Annotated in this window: 16 protein-coding genes; 12 read left to right on the top strand and 4 right to left on the bottom strand. The window is 66.0% G+C overall.

Features of this window, described 5'->3' with window-relative positions; all coding sequences use genetic code 11:
• Positions 1-52 precede the first annotated feature (52 nt).
• Together FM104_RS08680 and FM104_RS08685 are read right to left on the bottom strand one after the other, a co-directional pair.
• Positions 53-1,156: a BMP family lipoprotein gene (locus FM104_RS08680; protein WP_256971584.1), complete on the bottom strand. Its 1,104-nt coding sequence runs from the start codon at positions 1,154-1,156 to the stop codon at positions 53-55.
• Positions 1,157-1,302: 146 nt separating this feature from the next.
• Positions 1,303-2,418, bottom strand: a complete 1,116-nt coding sequence (locus tag FM104_RS08685) for a mannose-1-phosphate guanylyltransferase (protein WP_087131608.1) — start codon at positions 2,416-2,418, stop codon at positions 1,303-1,305.
• A gap of 137 nt (positions 2,419-2,555) precedes the next feature.
• Between FM104_RS08685 and sdhC the strand changes: the two genes are divergently transcribed.
• From sdhC to FM104_RS08725, 8 genes are read left to right on the top strand one after another with little or no spacing between them, the layout of a single operon-like run.
• Entirely contained in the window at positions 2,556-2,990 is a 435-nt protein-coding gene (gene sdhC / locus FM104_RS08690) for a succinate dehydrogenase, cytochrome b556 subunit (RefSeq protein WP_087131383.1), read from the top strand.
• Positions 2,990-3,433, top strand: a complete 444-nt coding sequence (locus tag FM104_RS08695) for a succinate dehydrogenase hydrophobic membrane anchor subunit (RefSeq protein WP_087131386.1) — start codon at positions 2,990-2,992, stop codon at positions 3,431-3,433. The genes sdhC and FM104_RS08695 overlap by 1 nt, the downstream gene beginning before the upstream one ends.
• Positions 3,434-3,451: 18 nt before the next feature.
• Positions 3,452-5,278 (top strand): succinate dehydrogenase flavoprotein subunit, encoded by a 1,827-nt coding sequence (sdhA, locus tag FM104_RS08700; RefSeq protein ID WP_087131389.1) that lies wholly within the window; start codon positions 3,452-3,454, stop codon positions 5,276-5,278.
• Positions 5,279-5,280: 2 nt separating this feature from the next.
• Positions 5,281-6,051 (top strand): succinate dehydrogenase iron-sulfur subunit, encoded by a 771-nt coding sequence (locus FM104_RS08705; protein WP_087131392.1) that lies wholly within the window; start codon positions 5,281-5,283, stop codon positions 6,049-6,051.
• Positions 6,052-6,100: 49 nt separating this feature from the next.
• The gene (locus FM104_RS08710; RefSeq protein ID WP_087131395.1) at positions 6,101-7,240 is read left to right on the top strand and encodes a YihY/virulence factor BrkB family protein; all 1,140 of its coding nucleotides are present in this window, start codon (positions 6,101-6,103) and stop codon (positions 7,238-7,240) included.
• A gap of 53 nt (positions 7,241-7,293) precedes the next feature.
• Complete coding sequence (locus FM104_RS08715) at positions 7,294-8,133, top strand: exodeoxyribonuclease III (protein WP_087131398.1); 840 nt, start codon at positions 7,294-7,296, stop codon at positions 8,131-8,133.
• A gap of 50 nt (positions 8,134-8,183) precedes the next feature.
• The gene (gene trpS, locus FM104_RS08720; RefSeq protein ID WP_087131400.1) at positions 8,184-9,203 is read left to right on the top strand and encodes a tryptophan--tRNA ligase; all 1,020 of its coding nucleotides are present in this window, start codon (positions 8,184-8,186) and stop codon (positions 9,201-9,203) included.
• Between the two features lie 16 nt (positions 9,204-9,219).
• Positions 9,220-9,837, top strand: a complete 618-nt coding sequence (locus tag FM104_RS08725) for a hypothetical protein (RefSeq protein ID WP_256971585.1) — start codon at positions 9,220-9,222, stop codon at positions 9,835-9,837.
• Positions 9,838-9,849: 12 nt separating this feature from the next.
• Here the strand turns inward: FM104_RS08725 and pth are convergent, their stop codons facing one another.
• Together pth and FM104_RS08735 are read right to left on the bottom strand one after the other, a co-directional pair.
• Entirely contained in the window at positions 9,850-10,431 is a 582-nt protein-coding gene (gene pth, locus FM104_RS08730; RefSeq protein ID WP_087131402.1) for an aminoacyl-tRNA hydrolase, read from the bottom strand.
• Positions 10,432-10,549: 118 nt separating this feature from the next.
• Positions 10,550-11,158 (bottom strand): 50S ribosomal protein L25/general stress protein Ctc, encoded by a 609-nt coding sequence (locus tag FM104_RS08735; RefSeq protein WP_087131613.1) that lies wholly within the window; start codon positions 11,156-11,158, stop codon positions 10,550-10,552.
• Between the two features lie 187 nt (positions 11,159-11,345).
• Between FM104_RS08735 and FM104_RS16745 the strand changes: the two genes are divergently transcribed.
• The 4 genes from FM104_RS16745 (at position 11,346) to FM104_RS08750 (ending at position 15,343) form a co-directional block, all read left to right on the top strand.
• A complete protein-coding gene (locus FM104_RS16745; protein WP_256971586.1) occupies positions 11,346-11,471 on the top strand; it encodes a hypothetical protein in 126 nt (41 codons plus the stop codon).
• Positions 11,472-11,549: 78 nt separating this feature from the next.
• Positions 11,550-12,998 carry an NADP-dependent phosphogluconate dehydrogenase gene (gndA, locus tag FM104_RS08740; RefSeq protein ID WP_087131405.1) on the top strand — a complete coding sequence of 483 codons (1,449 nt, stop codon included), beginning with the start codon at positions 11,550-11,552 and terminating at the stop codon, positions 12,996-12,998.
• Between the two features lie 93 nt (positions 12,999-13,091).
• The gene (locus FM104_RS08745) at positions 13,092-13,820 is read left to right on the top strand and encodes a response regulator transcription factor (protein ID WP_087131408.1); all 729 of its coding nucleotides are present in this window, start codon (positions 13,092-13,094) and stop codon (positions 13,818-13,820) included.
• Positions 13,821-13,864: 44 nt separating this feature from the next.
• Positions 13,865-15,343: an ATP-binding protein gene (locus FM104_RS08750; RefSeq protein WP_087131410.1), complete on the top strand. Its 1,479-nt coding sequence runs from the start codon at positions 13,865-13,867 to the stop codon at positions 15,341-15,343.
• Positions 15,344-15,353 lie beyond the last annotated feature (10 nt).

Here is a 15,353-nt window from a genome sequence, read left to right on the forward strand (position 1 = left end):
ACAGGCAGAATCGGGGAGGTCGGCGCTCGCCGACCTCCCCGATTCCGGAATATCACTTGCTCAGGTACGAGGTGACCTCGACCTTTCCGTCGATGATGTCCTGACGGAGCTGCTTGACCTCATCCTGCAGGCCGGAATCGACCTTGTCGGAGAAGTTGTGCAGGTCGGCGATGCCGACACCCTCGTTGTCGAGGGTTCCGATGTAGGCGGTCGCGTCGAACTCGCCCTCGCCACTGGCCAGCAGCGCCTGGTAGGTCGACAGGTCCATGGCCTTCAGCACCGAGGTGAGCACGACGTCAGCGGTGCTCGGGTCGGTGACGAAGAGGTCGGCGTCAGCGCCGATGAGGGCGATGTCCTTGCCGGACTCCTTGATGGCCTGCTGCGCCGACTGGTAGATCGGTCCGCCGACGGGGAGGATGACGTCGACACCCTGGTTGAGGATGTTGACTGCAACCTGCTTCGCATCCGGGTTGGCTTCGAAGCCGCCCGTGAACGAACCGGTCTTGCCGTCCCAGCCCACGACCTTGACGTCGGTGCCCTTGACCTCGTTGTAGTAGTTGACGCCCTGGAGGTAGCCGTCCATGAAGATCGTCACGGTCGGGAATTCCATGCCGCCGTAGGTGCCGACCTTGCCGGTCTTGGAGTATCCGGCCGACAGGTAGCCAGCGAGGAACGCCGCCTGAGCAGTGTCGTACAGCAGCGGCTTGACGTTCTCGGCATCCTTCTTGCCGTCGAAGTCGTTGTCGGCGGCGTCGTCGACGAGGATGAAGTCGATGTCGGGGTTGGCGTTGGCCGCCTCGACCGTGGCCGCCGACAGCGCGAAGCCCACGGCGACGATGGCGTTGCAGCCCTCGTCGACGAGGTTGGTGATGTTGGGGCCGTACTCGGTCTCAGCGTTGGACTGCACGTCCTTGAGCTTGACGCCGAGCTCGTCGGCTGCCTTCTGCGCACCCTCGAACGAGAGCTGGTTGAACGACTTGTCGTCGAACCCGCCCATGTCGGAGACGATGCACGGCAGGAAATCGGATGCAGCGGGCTTGTCGCTCGTGGTGCCGCCGGGCTTCTCGGTCGGTGCCTGACCGCATGCCGACAGAGCAAAGATCATGCCTGCGGCGACGGTTGCGCCCAAAAGCTTCTTGGTGGTGGAGATGGACACTCATGCCTCCCTGAGAGATTCCGCGGCCATCGCGGGTCGATCAAAGCTACCTACTGTTACGCGCAATGCGCACCTTTCCCTGGGCAGTGCTGGCGAAAGGTTACAAACCTGCAATGTCCCCCGGTGCGGGGCTTGGACATCCGCTACTAGAGCACGTCTCCACGACCGCTGAGCTTGAGCGATTCGACCACGCCCTTCACCCGCTGCGCGTGTTCGATCGTGGTCACCAGAAGCGCGTCCTCGGTGTCGACCACGACGATGTCGTGCACACCCACCAGGCTGATCACGCGGGAGGTCTGACTGACGAGGATGCCGCTGGCCGCGTCGCTCAGCACACGTGCCCTGGGCCCCAGCACGGCCAGGTCGTTCTTGCGGCCGTTGGTGATGAGTTTGGTGAGCGAAGCGAAGTCGCCCACATCATCCCAGTCGAAGTGGCCAGGCACGACGGCAAGGCGCCCTCTGGCGGCTGCGGGTTCGGCGACCGCGTAGTCGATGGCGATCTTCTTCAGCCTCGGCCAGATCCGGTCGACCGCCGGTCCTCGTCGCTCACGGTCGTCCCATGCCTCGGCGAGTTCGAGCAGTCCCGCGTGCAGTTCGGGCTCGCTGGCGGCGAGTTCATCGAGCAGTACGCTCGCCTTCGCGATGAACATGCCCGCGTTCCACAGGTAGCCGCGGTCGGCGAGGTACTCCTTGGCCGTCGCGAGGTCGGGCTTCTCCACGAAGCGCTCGACCAGAGCCGCTTCACGGGCGCCATCCACAACGAGCTCCTCGCCGCGCTTGATGTACCCGAAGCCGACGGCCGGCTCAGTCGGCGAGATGCCGATGGTGCAGATGTATCCCTCGCGTGCGACTTCGACAGCATCCCGCACGGCGAATTCGAAGACGCGCGTACCCCGGATCACATGGTCGGCGCTGAACGATCCGATGATGACCTCCGGATCGCGACGATGCAGGATCGCGGCGGCGAGGCCGATGGCCGCGGCGGATTCGCGCGGCTCGGATTCGAGGAAGACGTTCTCATCAGGGATGCCGGGCAGCTCCGCCTCGACTGCCGCGCGGTGCGCGCGGCCGGTGACCACGGCGATGCGGTTCTCTCCTGCCAGCGGCAGGAGCCGATCCCAGGTGTCCCGCAGCAGAGAGTGGCCGGAGCCGGTGAGGTCGTGCAGGAACTTCGGCGCATCCGCGCGCGACAGCGGCCACAGCCTGCTGCCGATGCCGCCGGCGGGAATCACTGCGTAGAAGTCTTCGATCGGCTTCGTCATGATCACAGGTTACCGGCGCCCGGCGACGCGCTAAGGGTCGCCTTCGTCGCCCACAGCGTTCTGACAGGAATAGGATGGATGAGATCGGGCGTGCCCTGACGCACGAACCCGGCATCTGATCGATCAGGGAGGACGAAGTGTCCACGAGCGCTCGCTTGACACCGTCGATATCGGAGACGACCTCAAAGGCCCCGCGCGGCACCCTTTACCGGGGCGGCGGAGGCATGTGGTCGTGGGTGCTTCATCGCATCACCGGTGTGGCGATTTTCTTCTTCCTGCTGGTGCACGTGCTCGACACCGCACTCATCAGGCTGTCACCCGCCGCTTACGACGCCGTCATCGGCACGTATAAGAACCCGATCATGGCGTTCGGTGAAGTCGTGCTGGTGGCGGGCATCGTTTTCCATGCGATGAACGGCCTGCGCATCATCCTGGTCGACTTCTGGTCGAAGGGCACGAAGTATCAGCGGCAGCTGTACTGGATCGTGATCGGCGTGTGGGTCGTCATCATGGCGGGCTTCGTGCCGCGCCACCTCACCCTCGCACTCGCAGGCTTCGGAGGAGGCAACTGATGTCCGCACAGACTGTCGCACCCCAGGCGCGTCGCCAGCGCGGGTTCAATATCGAGAAGTGGGGCTGGCTGTTCATGCGCGGCTCCGGTGTGCTGCTCATCGTGCTGATCTTCGGGCACCTCTTCGTCAACCTGATGGTCGGCGAAGGCATCCACGCCGTTGATTTCGGCTTCGTCGCCGGAAAGTACGCCACGCCGTTCTGGCAGTGGTGGGACGTCCTCATGCTGTGGCTCGCGCTGATTCATGGCAGCAACGGCATGCGCACCATCGTGAACGACTACGTCACGCACGAGGGCGCACGCAAGGCGCTGGTCTGGGCGATCGGCCTGGCCGCCGCCCTCCTCATCATCCTGGGCACCCTGGTGGTGTTCACGTTCGACCCGTGCGGCGGCGTCCTCGAAGACGGCGCGCTCTGGGAGACCTGCCTGGCGCTGGGCAAGTAGACAAGAAGGCAGACAAGAGTGACTACGCAGACCCATGACTCCGTCGTGCGCGACGGTGTGCACTATCACGAGTTCGACATCGTCATCGTCGGCGCCGGCGGCGCCGGGATGCGGGCCGCCATCGAAGCTGGCCCCGGTGCCAGGACGGCAGTGATCTCCAAGCTGTACCCGACCCGCTCGCACACCGGTGCGGCGCAGGGCGGCATGGCCGCCGCCCTCGCGAACGTCGAGGACGACAACTGGGAGTGGCACACCTACGACACCGTCAAGGGCGGCGACTACCTCGTCGACCAGGATGCGGCCGAGATCCTCGCGAAGGAGGCCATCGACGCGGTCATCGACCTCGAGAACATGGGCTTGCCCTTCAACCGCACGCCCGAAGGCAAGATCGACCAGCGCCGCTTCGGCGGGCACACCTCCGAGCACGGCAAGGCTGCGGTCCGCCGCGCCTGCTACGCCGCAGACCGCACCGGGCACATGATCCTGCAGACGCTGTTCCAGAACTGCGTCCGGCTGGGCATCAACTTCTTCAACGAGTTCTATGTGCTCGATCTGATGACGGTGAAGGATGCCGACGGAACCACGCAGGTCGCGGGCGTCGTCGCCTACGACCTCGCCACCGGCGAGCTGCACGTGTTCCACTCGAAGGCCGTCATCTTCGCGACCGGCGGCTTCGGAAAGATCTTCAAGACCACCTCCAACGCGCACACCCTCACCGGCGACGGCGTGGGAATCGTCTGGCGCAAGGGTCTGCCACTGGAAGACCTGGAGTTCTTCCAGTTCCACCCCACCGGCCTCGCCGGCCTCGGCATCCTCCTCACGGAGGGCGCCCGCGGCGAAGGCGCGATCCTGCGCAACGCCTCCGGTGAGCGGTTCATGGAGCGCTACGCGCCCACGATCAAGGACCTCGCCCCGCGCGACATCGTCGCGCGCAGCATGGTGCAGGAAGTGCAGGAAGGCCGCGGCGCCGGTCCGCACAAGGATTACGTGCTGCTGGACTGCACCCACCTGGGTGCCGAGGTGCTCGAGACCAAGCTGCCCGACATCACCGAATTCGCCCGCACGTACCTCGGCGTGGATCCGGTCGTCGAGCCGGTCCCGGTGATGCCCACGGCGCACTACGCGATGGGCGGCATCCCCACGAACAACAACGCCGAGGTTCTGCAGAGCAACACCGATGTCGTGCCGGGTCTCTACGCGGCGGGCGAGTGCGCCTGCGTGTCTGTGCATGGCTCCAACCGTCTCGGCACCAACTCGCTGCTCGACATCAATGTCTTCGGCAAGCGCGCCGGCCGCAACGCGGTCGAGTACATCAAGACCGCCGAATTCGTGCCGATGCCCGACAACCCTGCCGGGTTCGTGAAGGACATGGTCGAGGGACTGCGAACCAACCAGGGCACAGAGCGCATCGCCGTGCTGCGCAAGAAGCTGCAGGACGAGATGGACAAGGGCGCCCAGGTGTTCCGCACGCACGAGTCGCTCGAGCACGTGCTGGGCGTGATCAAGGAACTGCGCGAGCGCTACAAGAACGTCCACGTCGACGACAAGGGCAAGCGCTTCAACACCGACTTGCTAGAGGCCGTCGAGCTGGGCTTCCTGCTCGACATCGCCGAGGTCGTCGTCTACGCGGCGCAGAATCGCGAAGAGAGCCGCGGTGGTCACATGCGCGACGACTTCCCGAATCGCGATGACGAGAACTACATGAAGCACACGATGGCGTATCTGACTGGCGACCCGCATTCGTCGACGCCTGCAGACCACATCCGCCTGGACTGGAAGCCCGTGGTCTTCACTAAGCATGAGAATGGCGAGCTCAAATACCCGCCGCTGGAGAGGAAGTACTGAGCATGTCGAACGCCGTCGCCGAGGCCCCTGCGGACAACCCCGCGAACGAGTCGGGCATCCAGTCATTCCTCGTCACTTTCATCGTTCGTCGCTTCGACCCCGAGGTGGATGCTGAACCGCGCTGGGTCGACTACGACGTCGAGCTGTACGCAACCGACCGTGTGCTCGACGCGCTGCACAAGATCAAGTGGGAGGTCGACGGGTCGCTGAGCTTCCGTCGCTCCTGCGCCCACGGAATCTGCGGCTCGGATGCCATGCGCATCAACGGCCGCAACCGGCTGGCCTGCAAGACGCTGATCAAGGACCTCGACATCTCGAAGCCCATCTACGTGGAGGCCATCAAGGGTCTGCCACTGGAGAAGGACCTCATCGTCGACATGGAGCCGTTCTTCGCGTCGTACCGGGAGATCCAGCCTTTCCTGATCGCGAACTCCACACCGGAGAAGGACAAGGAGCGCGTGCAATCCATCGCCGACCGCGCGATCTACGACGACACCACCAAGTGCATCCTGTGCGCGGCGTGCACGTCGTCCTGCCCCGTGTTCTGGACCGATGGCCAGTACTTCGGCCCGGCGGCGATCGTGAACGCGCACCGCTTCATCTTCGATTCGCGCGACGACGCAGCAGATGTGCGCCTGGACATCCTCAACGACAAGGAGGGCGTGTGGCGCTGCCGCACGACTTTCAACTGCACCGAGGCGTGCCCCCGCGGTATCGAGGTCACCAAGGCCATCGCCGAGGTGAAGCAGGCAGTGCTGCGCGGCGGCCGCTGACCGCAGACGCCTGATCGTCTCGAGTGGGGACCGACGGGAGGGTGGTGACGTGTCCGAGCCGAACGACGAGACGACCGACCCCGGTCGTCTCGATGCAGCTGTCGAGCGCGCCACGGCGCTGACGAAGCGCACACTGGGACTTTTCCCGGTTCGAGTCTGGCGTCACTTTCTGCAGAACAACGGTTTCCTGCTCGCCGCCGGCGTCAGCTACCAGGCGCTGTTCGCGATCTTCGCGACGGTATATCTGGTCTTCGCCATCGCGGGCCTGTGGCTCGGCGGCAGTCCGTTCGCCATCGACGCGCTGATCGACATGATCAACGGCTACATCCCGAACCTGATCAGCGACGTCGACGGCGTCGGGCTGGCCACCCCGGATCAGGTGCGCACCATCGCGTCTAACACCAGCGGTGTCTTCGGAGTGACAGGGTTGATCGCGCTGGGCACCGTCATCTGGACGGCGATCGGCTGGGTGACGTTCACACGACGCGCTGTGCGTGACATCTTCACGCTTCCGCCTGACCGCCGCAACTACTTCATCTTGAAGTCCGGTGATCTGCTCGCCGCCCTCATCTTCGGTCTCGCACTCGTCCTGGCCTCGGTGCTGAGCTCGGGCAGCGCGGCCGTGCTGAGTTGGTTGCTCGCGCAGTTGGACTGGGACACCGGCATCGGCGGCGTGAACCTCATCCGTCTCGGCACCGTCGTCGTATCGTTCGCACTGATGTCAGCGGCACTGGCCGCGATGGTGCGCTTCCTCACCGGCACCTCGCTGAACTGGCGCACCATCTGGCCAGGAGCGCTGCTCGGCGGCGGTGCGATGACCGTGCTCCAGTTCGGTGCGGGATTCCTGCTCAGCTACACGCCGTCCAATCCGCTGCTCGCGACATTCGCCTTCTTCATCGGGCTGCTGCTCTGGTTCCGCGTCAACGGTGTGGTGATGCTGGTCGCCGCCTCATGGATCGCCGTCGCTGCGCAGGATCGCGATGTTCCACTGCTTCCGAAGACGGAAGAGCAGCGTCGCGCAGAGGAGCGGCGAGAGCGCATCGCGGCTGCTCGGCTGCGACTGCGCGAGGCGCAGCGCTCACGTGAGAATGCACCCTGGTATCGCGCCCGGTCCGCCGAACGGGATCTGCGCGAGGCGGAGTCGGAGCTCGCTCATCTTGTCGCGGACAGCGCTCCACAGCCCCGGTGAACCGCGCGTGTGCCGAATGCGCGACGTCGGCGCCCCTGGTTAGGCTGGTTGGCATGCCCCATCTGCGTATCGCCTCGGTCAATGTCAACGGGATTCGAGCGGCGGTGCGCAATGGCATGCACTCCTGGCTCGATGCCGCAGACGTCGATATCGTCACCGTGCAGGAGGTCCGCGGGCAGGACGAGCACATCGAAGCCGCATTTCCGGGATGGTCGATCGTGCACGACGTCGCCACAGCCAAAGGACGTGCCGGGGTCGCCATCGTGAGCCGCACTCCCCCGCTGGCCTCGCGCACGCAGTTCGGTGACGACGATTTCGACAGCGCCGGCCGCTGGATCGAAGCCGACTTCCTTCTCGGTGACATGCCTCTGACCGTGGTCAGCGCCTATGTACACTCCGGCGAGGCCGACACCCCCAAGCAGGAAGAGAAGTGGCGCTTCCTCGACGCGTTCGGGCCGCGGCTTTCCGCACTCGCTGAGGACGGTGCGCTGGCGGTCGTCACCGGCGACCTCAATGTCGGCCACCGAGAGCTGGACATCAAGAACTGGCGCGGCAATCGCAAGAAGTCCGGGTTCCTGCCACGTGAGCGCGCCTATTTCGATCGCTTCCTCGGCGAGGCGGGTCAGCAGATCACCGGAGTCGATGGCACGGTAGGCACCGGCCTCGGCTGGGTCGACGTGGGGCGCCGCTTCCATGGCGAGGTCGATGGTCCATACACATGGTGGTCCGCTCGCGGCCAGGCGTTCGACAACGACACCGGCTGGCGCATCGACTATCACCTGGTGAGTCCTCCGCTCGCCGAGCGCGTGCAGGCGTACCACGTCGCACGGGCTGCATCGTATGCCGAGCGGTGGAGCGACCACGCACCGGTTGTCGTCGACTACGCCTACTGAGCTTCGTCTCCGGCGCTCGGGCTCTGAACCGCGTCCCATAGGATTGAACAGTGACCAAACCACGCCTCTACTCCGGAATGCAGCCCTCCGCCGACTCCCTCCAGGCCGGCAACTACATCGGGGCGCTGCTGCAGTGGCGTGACATGCAGTCCTCTTATGACGCTTTCTTTTCGGTCGTCGATCTGCACGCCATCACCGTGGCACAGGACCCGGCGGTGCTGCGCGAGAAGACCCGACGCACCGCTGCACAGTACATCGCCGCGGGTATCGAGCCCTCCAAGTCGACGCTGTACGTGCAGTCGCACGTCCGAGCGCACGCGGAGCTGGCCTGGATCCTCAGCACCATCACCGGCTTCGGCGAGGCCAACCGGATGACGCAGTTCAAGGACAAGTCGTCCCGGTTCGGGGCGGATGCCACCTCGGTCGGCCTGTTCACGTACCCGGTTCTGATGGCAGCCGACATCCTGCTCTACCAGAGCGAACTCGTGCCCGTCGGCGACGACCAGAAGCAGCACGTCGAACTCACTCGCGACCTGGCCGAGCGGTTCAACAGCCGCTTCGGCGAGACTTTCACGGTGCCGACGCCGGTCATCCAGAAGGAGACCGCGCGCATCTACGATCTGCAGAACCCGACGTCGAAGATGTCGAAATCGGCAGAGAGCGATGCCGGTGTGCTGTGGCTGCTCGACGACCCGGCGAAGTCCGCGAAGAAGATCATGCGCGCGGTGACCGACACGGAGGGCTCCGTGCGGTTCGATCGCGAGAACAAGCCCGGGGTATCCAATCTCCTCACCATCTACGCGGCCCTGAGCGGACGCCAGATGGAGTCGATCGAAGACGAGTACGCCGGCCGCGGTTACGGCGACTTCAAAAAGGGACTCGCCGAGGTCATCGTCAGCGAATTCGGCCCGGTGCGCGATCGTGCCAATGAGCTGCTCGCCGACCCTGCAGAACTCGATCGCGTGCTCGCGACGAACGCTGCCAAGGCAGATGCCGTGGCCGATGCCACGCTCGCCGACGTCTATGACCGCGTCGGCCTGCTGCGCCGCGTCGGAACCCCCAATCGCTGATCACCCGGAGGATGACGTGACCGACCCGAACCAGCAGATGCCCCCGTACCCCGGTGCGGAGCAGCCGATGCCTCCGCCGATGTCCCCTGGCCAGCCGCCGGCCTACCCGGAGGCACCGCCTTACCCGGGTGCAGCGAGTCCGGAGTTCCCTGTGCCCGCCGCCCCACCTGGCGCGTACGGCGTGCCCGTCGGCGGTTACCAGGCTCCGGTCGGGGGCTACGCCGTTCCGCCCGCAACCCCAGCCAAGTCGCGGTCGATGGGCGCCATCGCCCTGGTCGCCTCGCTAGTCGCAGCGATCGTCGTTCCGATCATCGCCGGCGTGATCGCGTTCCAGATCGGCACTCTCGTGCCCACGTCCGATCTGATATCCACCGCCAACGACAGCAACTCCGACTTCTCGTTCCTCTCCCCCGCACGCACGCAGGTGCTGTGGGCCGAGATCACGTTCTGGGTGGGGACGGCACTGGGGATCTTCGCGCTCGTCTTCGGCATCATGGCAACCGCCAAGCGTCGTGGCCGGGGCATGGGCATCACCGCCATCGTGCTCTCGGTTCTGGGACCAGGAATCTTCTTCGTCGCCGTGTCGATCTTCATGGGCATCGGCGCGGCGGTCGCCGCCCCCGGCAGTTTCTGACCGCCAGGGCTCTCAGCCGCGCGAGTGGTGCTTCTGCTGCGCGGCGAGCAGGCCCTCTTCCACGAGCTGCTCGACGGCATCCGCGATGTCGGAGAGGAAGATCGGGAGCGTCTTCTGCTCAACCGTCCCGAACGGCGCGAGCACCCAGTCGGCAGGGTCCTGACGGCCTGTCGGACGCCCGATTCCGGCGCGAACACGCGGGAACTCCGGCGTCGACAGCGCCCGTGCGATGTCGCGGACGCCGTTGTGACCGCCGTGGCCGCCGCCGACCTTGAGGCGGATGGCGTCGAACGGGATGTCGAGCTCGTCGTGCACGACGATGACCTGCTCCGGAGGCACCGAATAGAAGCGGGCGAGCGCTGCGACCGGTGTGCCGGAGATGTTCATGAAGCAGTTGAGCTTCGCCAGCACCAGTTTGTCGCCCCCCGGACGCGTCCATGTCTCCACGACGCGCGCGCCCGCCTTGTGCTCGCGGAACTTCTCGCCGCGTCGATCCGCCAGCTCGTCCAGCACCATCTGCCCGATGTTGTGCCGGGTGGGCGCGTAGCGAGGCCCCGGATTGCCGAGGCCGACGATCAGCCAAGTGGCTGCCATGCTCTTTCCTCTCCCTGTGACGCTTCAGCGACGCGACCGCGCCGTGATGCGACCGCGCGGTGATACGACAGAGGGGACGCGATCTGCTCGCGCCCCCTCCACCGATATCGTCAGCAGATCACTCTGCAGCGGTCCCCGCTGCCGGAGCGGCGGCTTCAGCCTCTTCAGCGGCATCCTCAGCAACCTCGGCGGCCGGGACGGAGACGGCGACGAGAAGCGTCTCGGGGTCATCGAGCAGCGAAGCGCCCTTGGGCAGGACGACATCACCGGCGGTGATGTGCGCGCCCTCTTCCAGGCCCTCGACGCTGACCTCGACGTGCTCCGGAATGTGCGTGGCCTGGACCTCGAGGCGGATGGTCGCGAGGTCGACGGTCACGATCGTGCCGGAGAACGACTCGCCGGTGACGTAGACGGGCACCTCGACGGCGACCTTCTCGCCCTTCTTCACCACGAGCAGGTCGATGTGCTCGATGATCTGGCGCACCGGGTCGCGCTGCACGTCCTTGACGAGCACGAGCTGCGACTTGCCCTCGACGTCGAGGTGGAGCAGCGCGTTCGCGCGGCGGATGATGAGCGACACCTGGTGGCCGGGCAACGCGACGTGCTGCGGCTCGGTTCCGTGGCCGTAGATGACCGCGGGGATCTTGCCGTCGGCGCGCAGGCGGCGGGCGAAGCCCTTGCCGAAGTTGGTGCGCAGGTCGACGTGGACCTTGTTGTCGTCAGACATGTGGTTCTCCTTCAGGCGTACGGGATCTTCCGCACGGTGGTCGTGGATCGGCGTCTCGGACGCGGACACGAAGAGGCGAAGCCACCAGGCTCACATCACCGCGTCGATTACGGATGCTGCGCGCACGCGCGGCTTCCCTCGCCGAGGAACAGCTCTATTGTACGCGAAAGGCCGATAGGCTGGTGCCATGCTTGATGCGGCTTTCCTCTCTCACGTGTTGCTCTGGTTCATCGGCGCCATGAGCGTCGTCGGCGTCGTCACCATGACTGGTGCGCTGATCCTGATGGGCCGCACCGGCTACCGCAAGGACTGAGCTCGTCACACGGGTCGATGAAGCGACGCGTGAGGGTACGCTGATTCCGTCCCTTCCGTTGCCATCGAGGAGCTTATAGTGCCCGAAGCGTCAGCCAATATCGGAGTCGTCGGACTCGCCGTCATGGGGTCGAACCTCGCCCGCAACCTCGCCAGCCGCGAGGGCAACACAGTGGCGATCTTCAACCGCAGTCACGCGAAGACCGAAGCGCTTCTCGCAGAGCACCCCGAGGCCGGCTTCGTGCCCACCGCGTCGTACGCGGAGTTCGCCGCTTCTCTGCAGAAGCCGCGCACCGCGATCATCATGGTCAAGGCCGGCGTCCCCACTGATGCGGTCATCCAGTCACTGGTCGATGTCTTCGAACCGGGCGACATCATCGTCGATGGCGGCAACGCGTATTTCCCCGACACGATCCGTCGTGAGAAGGCTGTTCGCGAGACCGGCATCAACTTCGTCGGCGCCGGGATCTCCGGCGGTGAAGAGGGCGCGCTGCTGGGGCCCAGCATCATGCCCGGCGGCTCGGACGAGTCGTGGGTCACTCTCGGCCCGATTCTGCGTTCGATCGCCGCGATCGCCGAAGGCGAGCCGTGCGTCACCCATGTAGGCCACGACGGCGCCGGCCACTTCGTGAAGATGGTGCACAACGGCATCGAGTACGCCGACATGCAGCTCATCGCCGAAGCGTACGACCTCATCCGCCGTGGCACCGGCAAGACCCCGGCCGAGATCGCGGACATCTTCGCGGAGTGGAACCGGGGCGAGCTGGAGTCCTACCTGATCGAGATCACCGCAGAGGTGCTCCGACAGATCGATGCCGAGACCGGGCAGCCGCTCGTCGACATCATCGTCGACCAAGCCGGCGCGAAGGGCACCGGAGCATGGACCGTGCAGACGGCGCTGGCGCTCGGCGTTCCCGTCTCCGGCATCGCCGAAGCCACCTTCGCCCGCTCGCTGTCCTCGCACCCCGAGCAGCGCGCCGTCGCAGCCGGGCTGCCGGGGCCCGAGGACGAGTTCGAGGTCGAAGACACCGACGCGTTCATCGAAGACGTCCGACTGGCCCTGTTCGCCTCGAAGATCGTCGCCTACTCGCAGGGCTTCGATGAGATCCGCGCCGGTGCCGCCGAATACGACTGGCAGATCGACCTCGGGGCGATCTCGAAGATCTGGCGCGGCGGATGCATCATCCGCGCCCAATTCCTCAACCGCATCGCCGACGCCTACGCCGCCGAGCCCGAGTTGCCAGCCCTGCTGACGGCACCGTACTTCGCGGATGCGCTCTCGCGTGGTCAGGCCGCGTGGCGCCGCGTGGTCATCGCCGCAGCACAGGCCGGCATCCCGGCACCGGCGTTCTCGTCTTCACTGTCGTACTACGACGGCATCCGCGCCGAGCGTCTGCCGGCCGCCCTCGTGCAGGGCCAGCGCGACTTCTTCGGAGCGCACACGTACAAGCGCATCGACAAGGAAGGCACCTTCCACACGCTGTGGTCGGGCGATCGCACCGAGATCGAAGCCGAAGACACGCACTGAGACGTCGGTGCGCGGCGCACTCCGCCGCGCACTGCCGGGCGGCTCACAGACTGCTCATTGTCAACGACAAGGTTGCGCATCGACAATAGAGACATGAGCCACGATCACCCGGACCTGCGCCGTCCCGACGGAACGCCCCTGCGCATCGTCGTCGTCGATGACGAGCCCATGCTCACCGACCTGCTCGCGATGGCTCTGCGCATGGAGGGCTGGGAGGTGCGCACGGCAGCATCCGGCCTTGAGGCCCTGCAGGTCGCCCGCGATTTCGAGCCCGACGCGATGGTGCTTGATGTGATGATGCCGGATCTCGACGGCATGAGCGTGCTGCGCCGCCTGCGCGAAGCGGGAAATCTGGTGCCGGTCGTCTTCCTCACCGCGAAGGATGCCGTTGCCGACCGAATCGCCGGCCTCACCGCCGGCGGCGACGACTACGTCACCAAGCCGTTCAGCCTGGAAGAGGTGATCGCGCGGCTTCGTGCGGTGATCCGCCGCTCCGGCCCGGTGCGCACCGACGACGAGCAGGCGATCCTGCGCGTGGCGGATCTGTCGCTCAATGAGGACAGCCATGAGGTCATCCGCGACGGCGAGGAGATCGAGCTGACCGCCACCGAATTCGAACTGCTGCGCTTTCTGATGCGCAACGACCGACGCGTGCTGTCGAAGGCGCAGATCCTCGACCGGGTGTGGAGCTACGACTTCGGCGGCAAGTCCTCGGTCGTGGAGCTCTACATCTCGTACCTGCGCAAGAAGATCGACGTCGGCCGCACTCCCCTGCTGCACACCGTGCGGGGCGTCGGCTACATGATCAAGTCACCGCAGTAGGACCAGTCGTGCGCTCGCATCCGCTGAGTCTGCAGGCACGGCTGATGGCCGCCGTTATCGGGTTCGTCTCTCTCATCCTGGTCATCGTCGCCATCATCACCAGCGCCACTCTCGGCAGCACCCTGGAGCAGCGACTGCAGGAGCAGGTGGACGGCGTCGCTGTGGAGACGACGACGCTGGTGAATCAGCGGGCAGACGCCGCCACATTCCTCGGGCAGCCGCTGACCGCCGAGTACGCGATGTCGGATCGCCAGGTGCAGGGCATCAGCCTGCTGCTGCTCATCGCCCCGCCCGGTCAGAAGCCATCTGGAATGATCATCACGCCCGAGAAGCGGTCGGTGCTGTCAAGCGCCGATCTGGCGACGGTCACCTCAGCGCTGCAGCATTCGACCGACGCGACCGTGAATCTGACGGACTTCGGGTCCTACCGAGTCAAGATCCGGCAGACCGACAATGGTGTCGTCGTCGTCACAGGTCTGTCCCGCGCCGAAGTGCAGCACACGATGACGTCCCTGTTCACCGTGATCGCACTGGCCACGCTCGGCGGGCTCATCCTGCTCGCACTCACCACGGCGCTCACCATCAGCATGGGCCTTCGCCCGCTGCGGGCGGTCGCCGCCACCGCGACGCGGGTCGCCGGCCAGCCGCTCGACCGCGGTGAGGTGAACATCACCGAGCGCGTGCCCGACTACGAAGCCGACCCGCGCACGGAGGTGGGGCGCGTCGGCGTCGCACTCAACACGCTCCTCGACCACGTCGATACATCCCTGTCGGCTCGTCAGCGCAACGAGGAGCGGATGCGACGCTTCGTGGCGGATGCCAGCCATGAGCTGCGCACGCCGCTGGCATCCATCCGCGGCTACTCCGAGCTCTCGCTGCGCGCACTGAAGCAGGGGCAGAGTGCGGAGACCGTGCAGAACACCACCTCGGCGCTCGAGCGCATCCAGGCGCAGTCGCTGCGCATGACGCGCCTCGTCGAGGATCTGCTGCTGCTGGCGCGCCTCGACGAGGGCCAGGAGCTCGTGCACGGCACGGTCGACCTCACCCGGCTCGCCGTGGAGGCTCTCGCCGACGCGCAGCCGACAGCGCCCGGACATATCTGGAAGCTGGAACTGCCGGAGGAGCCGGTGACGATGACCGGCGACACCGGGCGCCTGCATCAGGTGCTCGCCAACCTCCTCGCCAACGCACGCACGCACACTCCCGACGGAACGACGATCACGCTGTCGCTCACGTCAGCGGATGGCGCCGCCGAGCTGCGCGTGCACGATGACGGCCCCGGGATCGATCCGCAGGTGCGCGATGAGCTGTTCGCACGCTTCGCGCGCGGCGACATCTCCCGCGCGCGCAAGAGCGGCGGCACGGGCCTCGGACTCGCCATCGCGAAGGCCATAGTGGAGGGCCATGGCGGCACCGTCTCCGTCACCAGCGACCCCGGTGACACGACCTTCATCGTGCGGCTGCCGGCAGCGCCTCCCGTCGGGCCTGCCGCCCCCGTCGATGATCCCAGTACTGCTCAGTAGCCGGTACTGC

This window comes from Microbacterium esteraromaticum (genome assembly GCF_900163815.1).
GTDB classification, from domain to species: domain Bacteria; phylum Actinomycetota; class Actinomycetes; order Actinomycetales; family Microbacteriaceae; genus Microbacterium; species Microbacterium esteraromaticum_B.

What these genes read in the sequence shown, in the direction of transcription:
- FM104_RS08685 (WP_087131608.1), bottom strand. Translation starts at nt 2,418, where the DNA reads ATGACGAAGCCGATCGAAGACTTCTACGCAGTGATTCCCGCCGGCGGC.
- FM104_RS08695 (WP_087131386.1), top strand. Translation starts at nt 2,990, where the DNA reads ATGTCCGCACAGACTGTCGCACCCCAGGCGCGTCGCCAGCGCGGGTTC.
- FM104_RS08705 (WP_087131392.1), top strand. Translation starts at nt 5,281, where the DNA reads ATGTCGAACGCCGTCGCCGAGGCCCCTGCGGACAACCCCGCGAACGAG.
- FM104_RS08715 (WP_087131398.1), top strand. Translation starts at nt 7,294, where the DNA reads ATGCCCCATCTGCGTATCGCCTCGGTCAATGTCAACGGGATTCGAGCG.
- pth (WP_087131402.1), bottom strand. Translation starts at nt 10,431, where the DNA reads ATGGCAGCCACTTGGCTGATCGTCGGCCTCGGCAATCCGGGGCCTCGC.
- FM104_RS08735 (WP_087131613.1), bottom strand. Translation starts at nt 11,158, where the DNA reads ATGTCTGACGACAACAAGGTCCACGTCGACCTGCGCACCAACTTCGGC.
- FM104_RS16745 (WP_256971586.1), top strand. Translation starts at nt 11,346, where the DNA reads ATGCTTGATGCGGCTTTCCTCTCTCACGTGTTGCTCTGGTTCATCGGC.
- FM104_RS08745 (WP_087131408.1), top strand. Translation starts at nt 13,092, where the DNA reads ATGAGCCACGATCACCCGGACCTGCGCCGTCCCGACGGAACGCCCCTG.
- FM104_RS08750 (WP_087131410.1), top strand. Translation starts at nt 13,865, where the DNA reads ATGGCCGCCGTTATCGGGTTCGTCTCTCTCATCCTGGTCATCGTCGCC.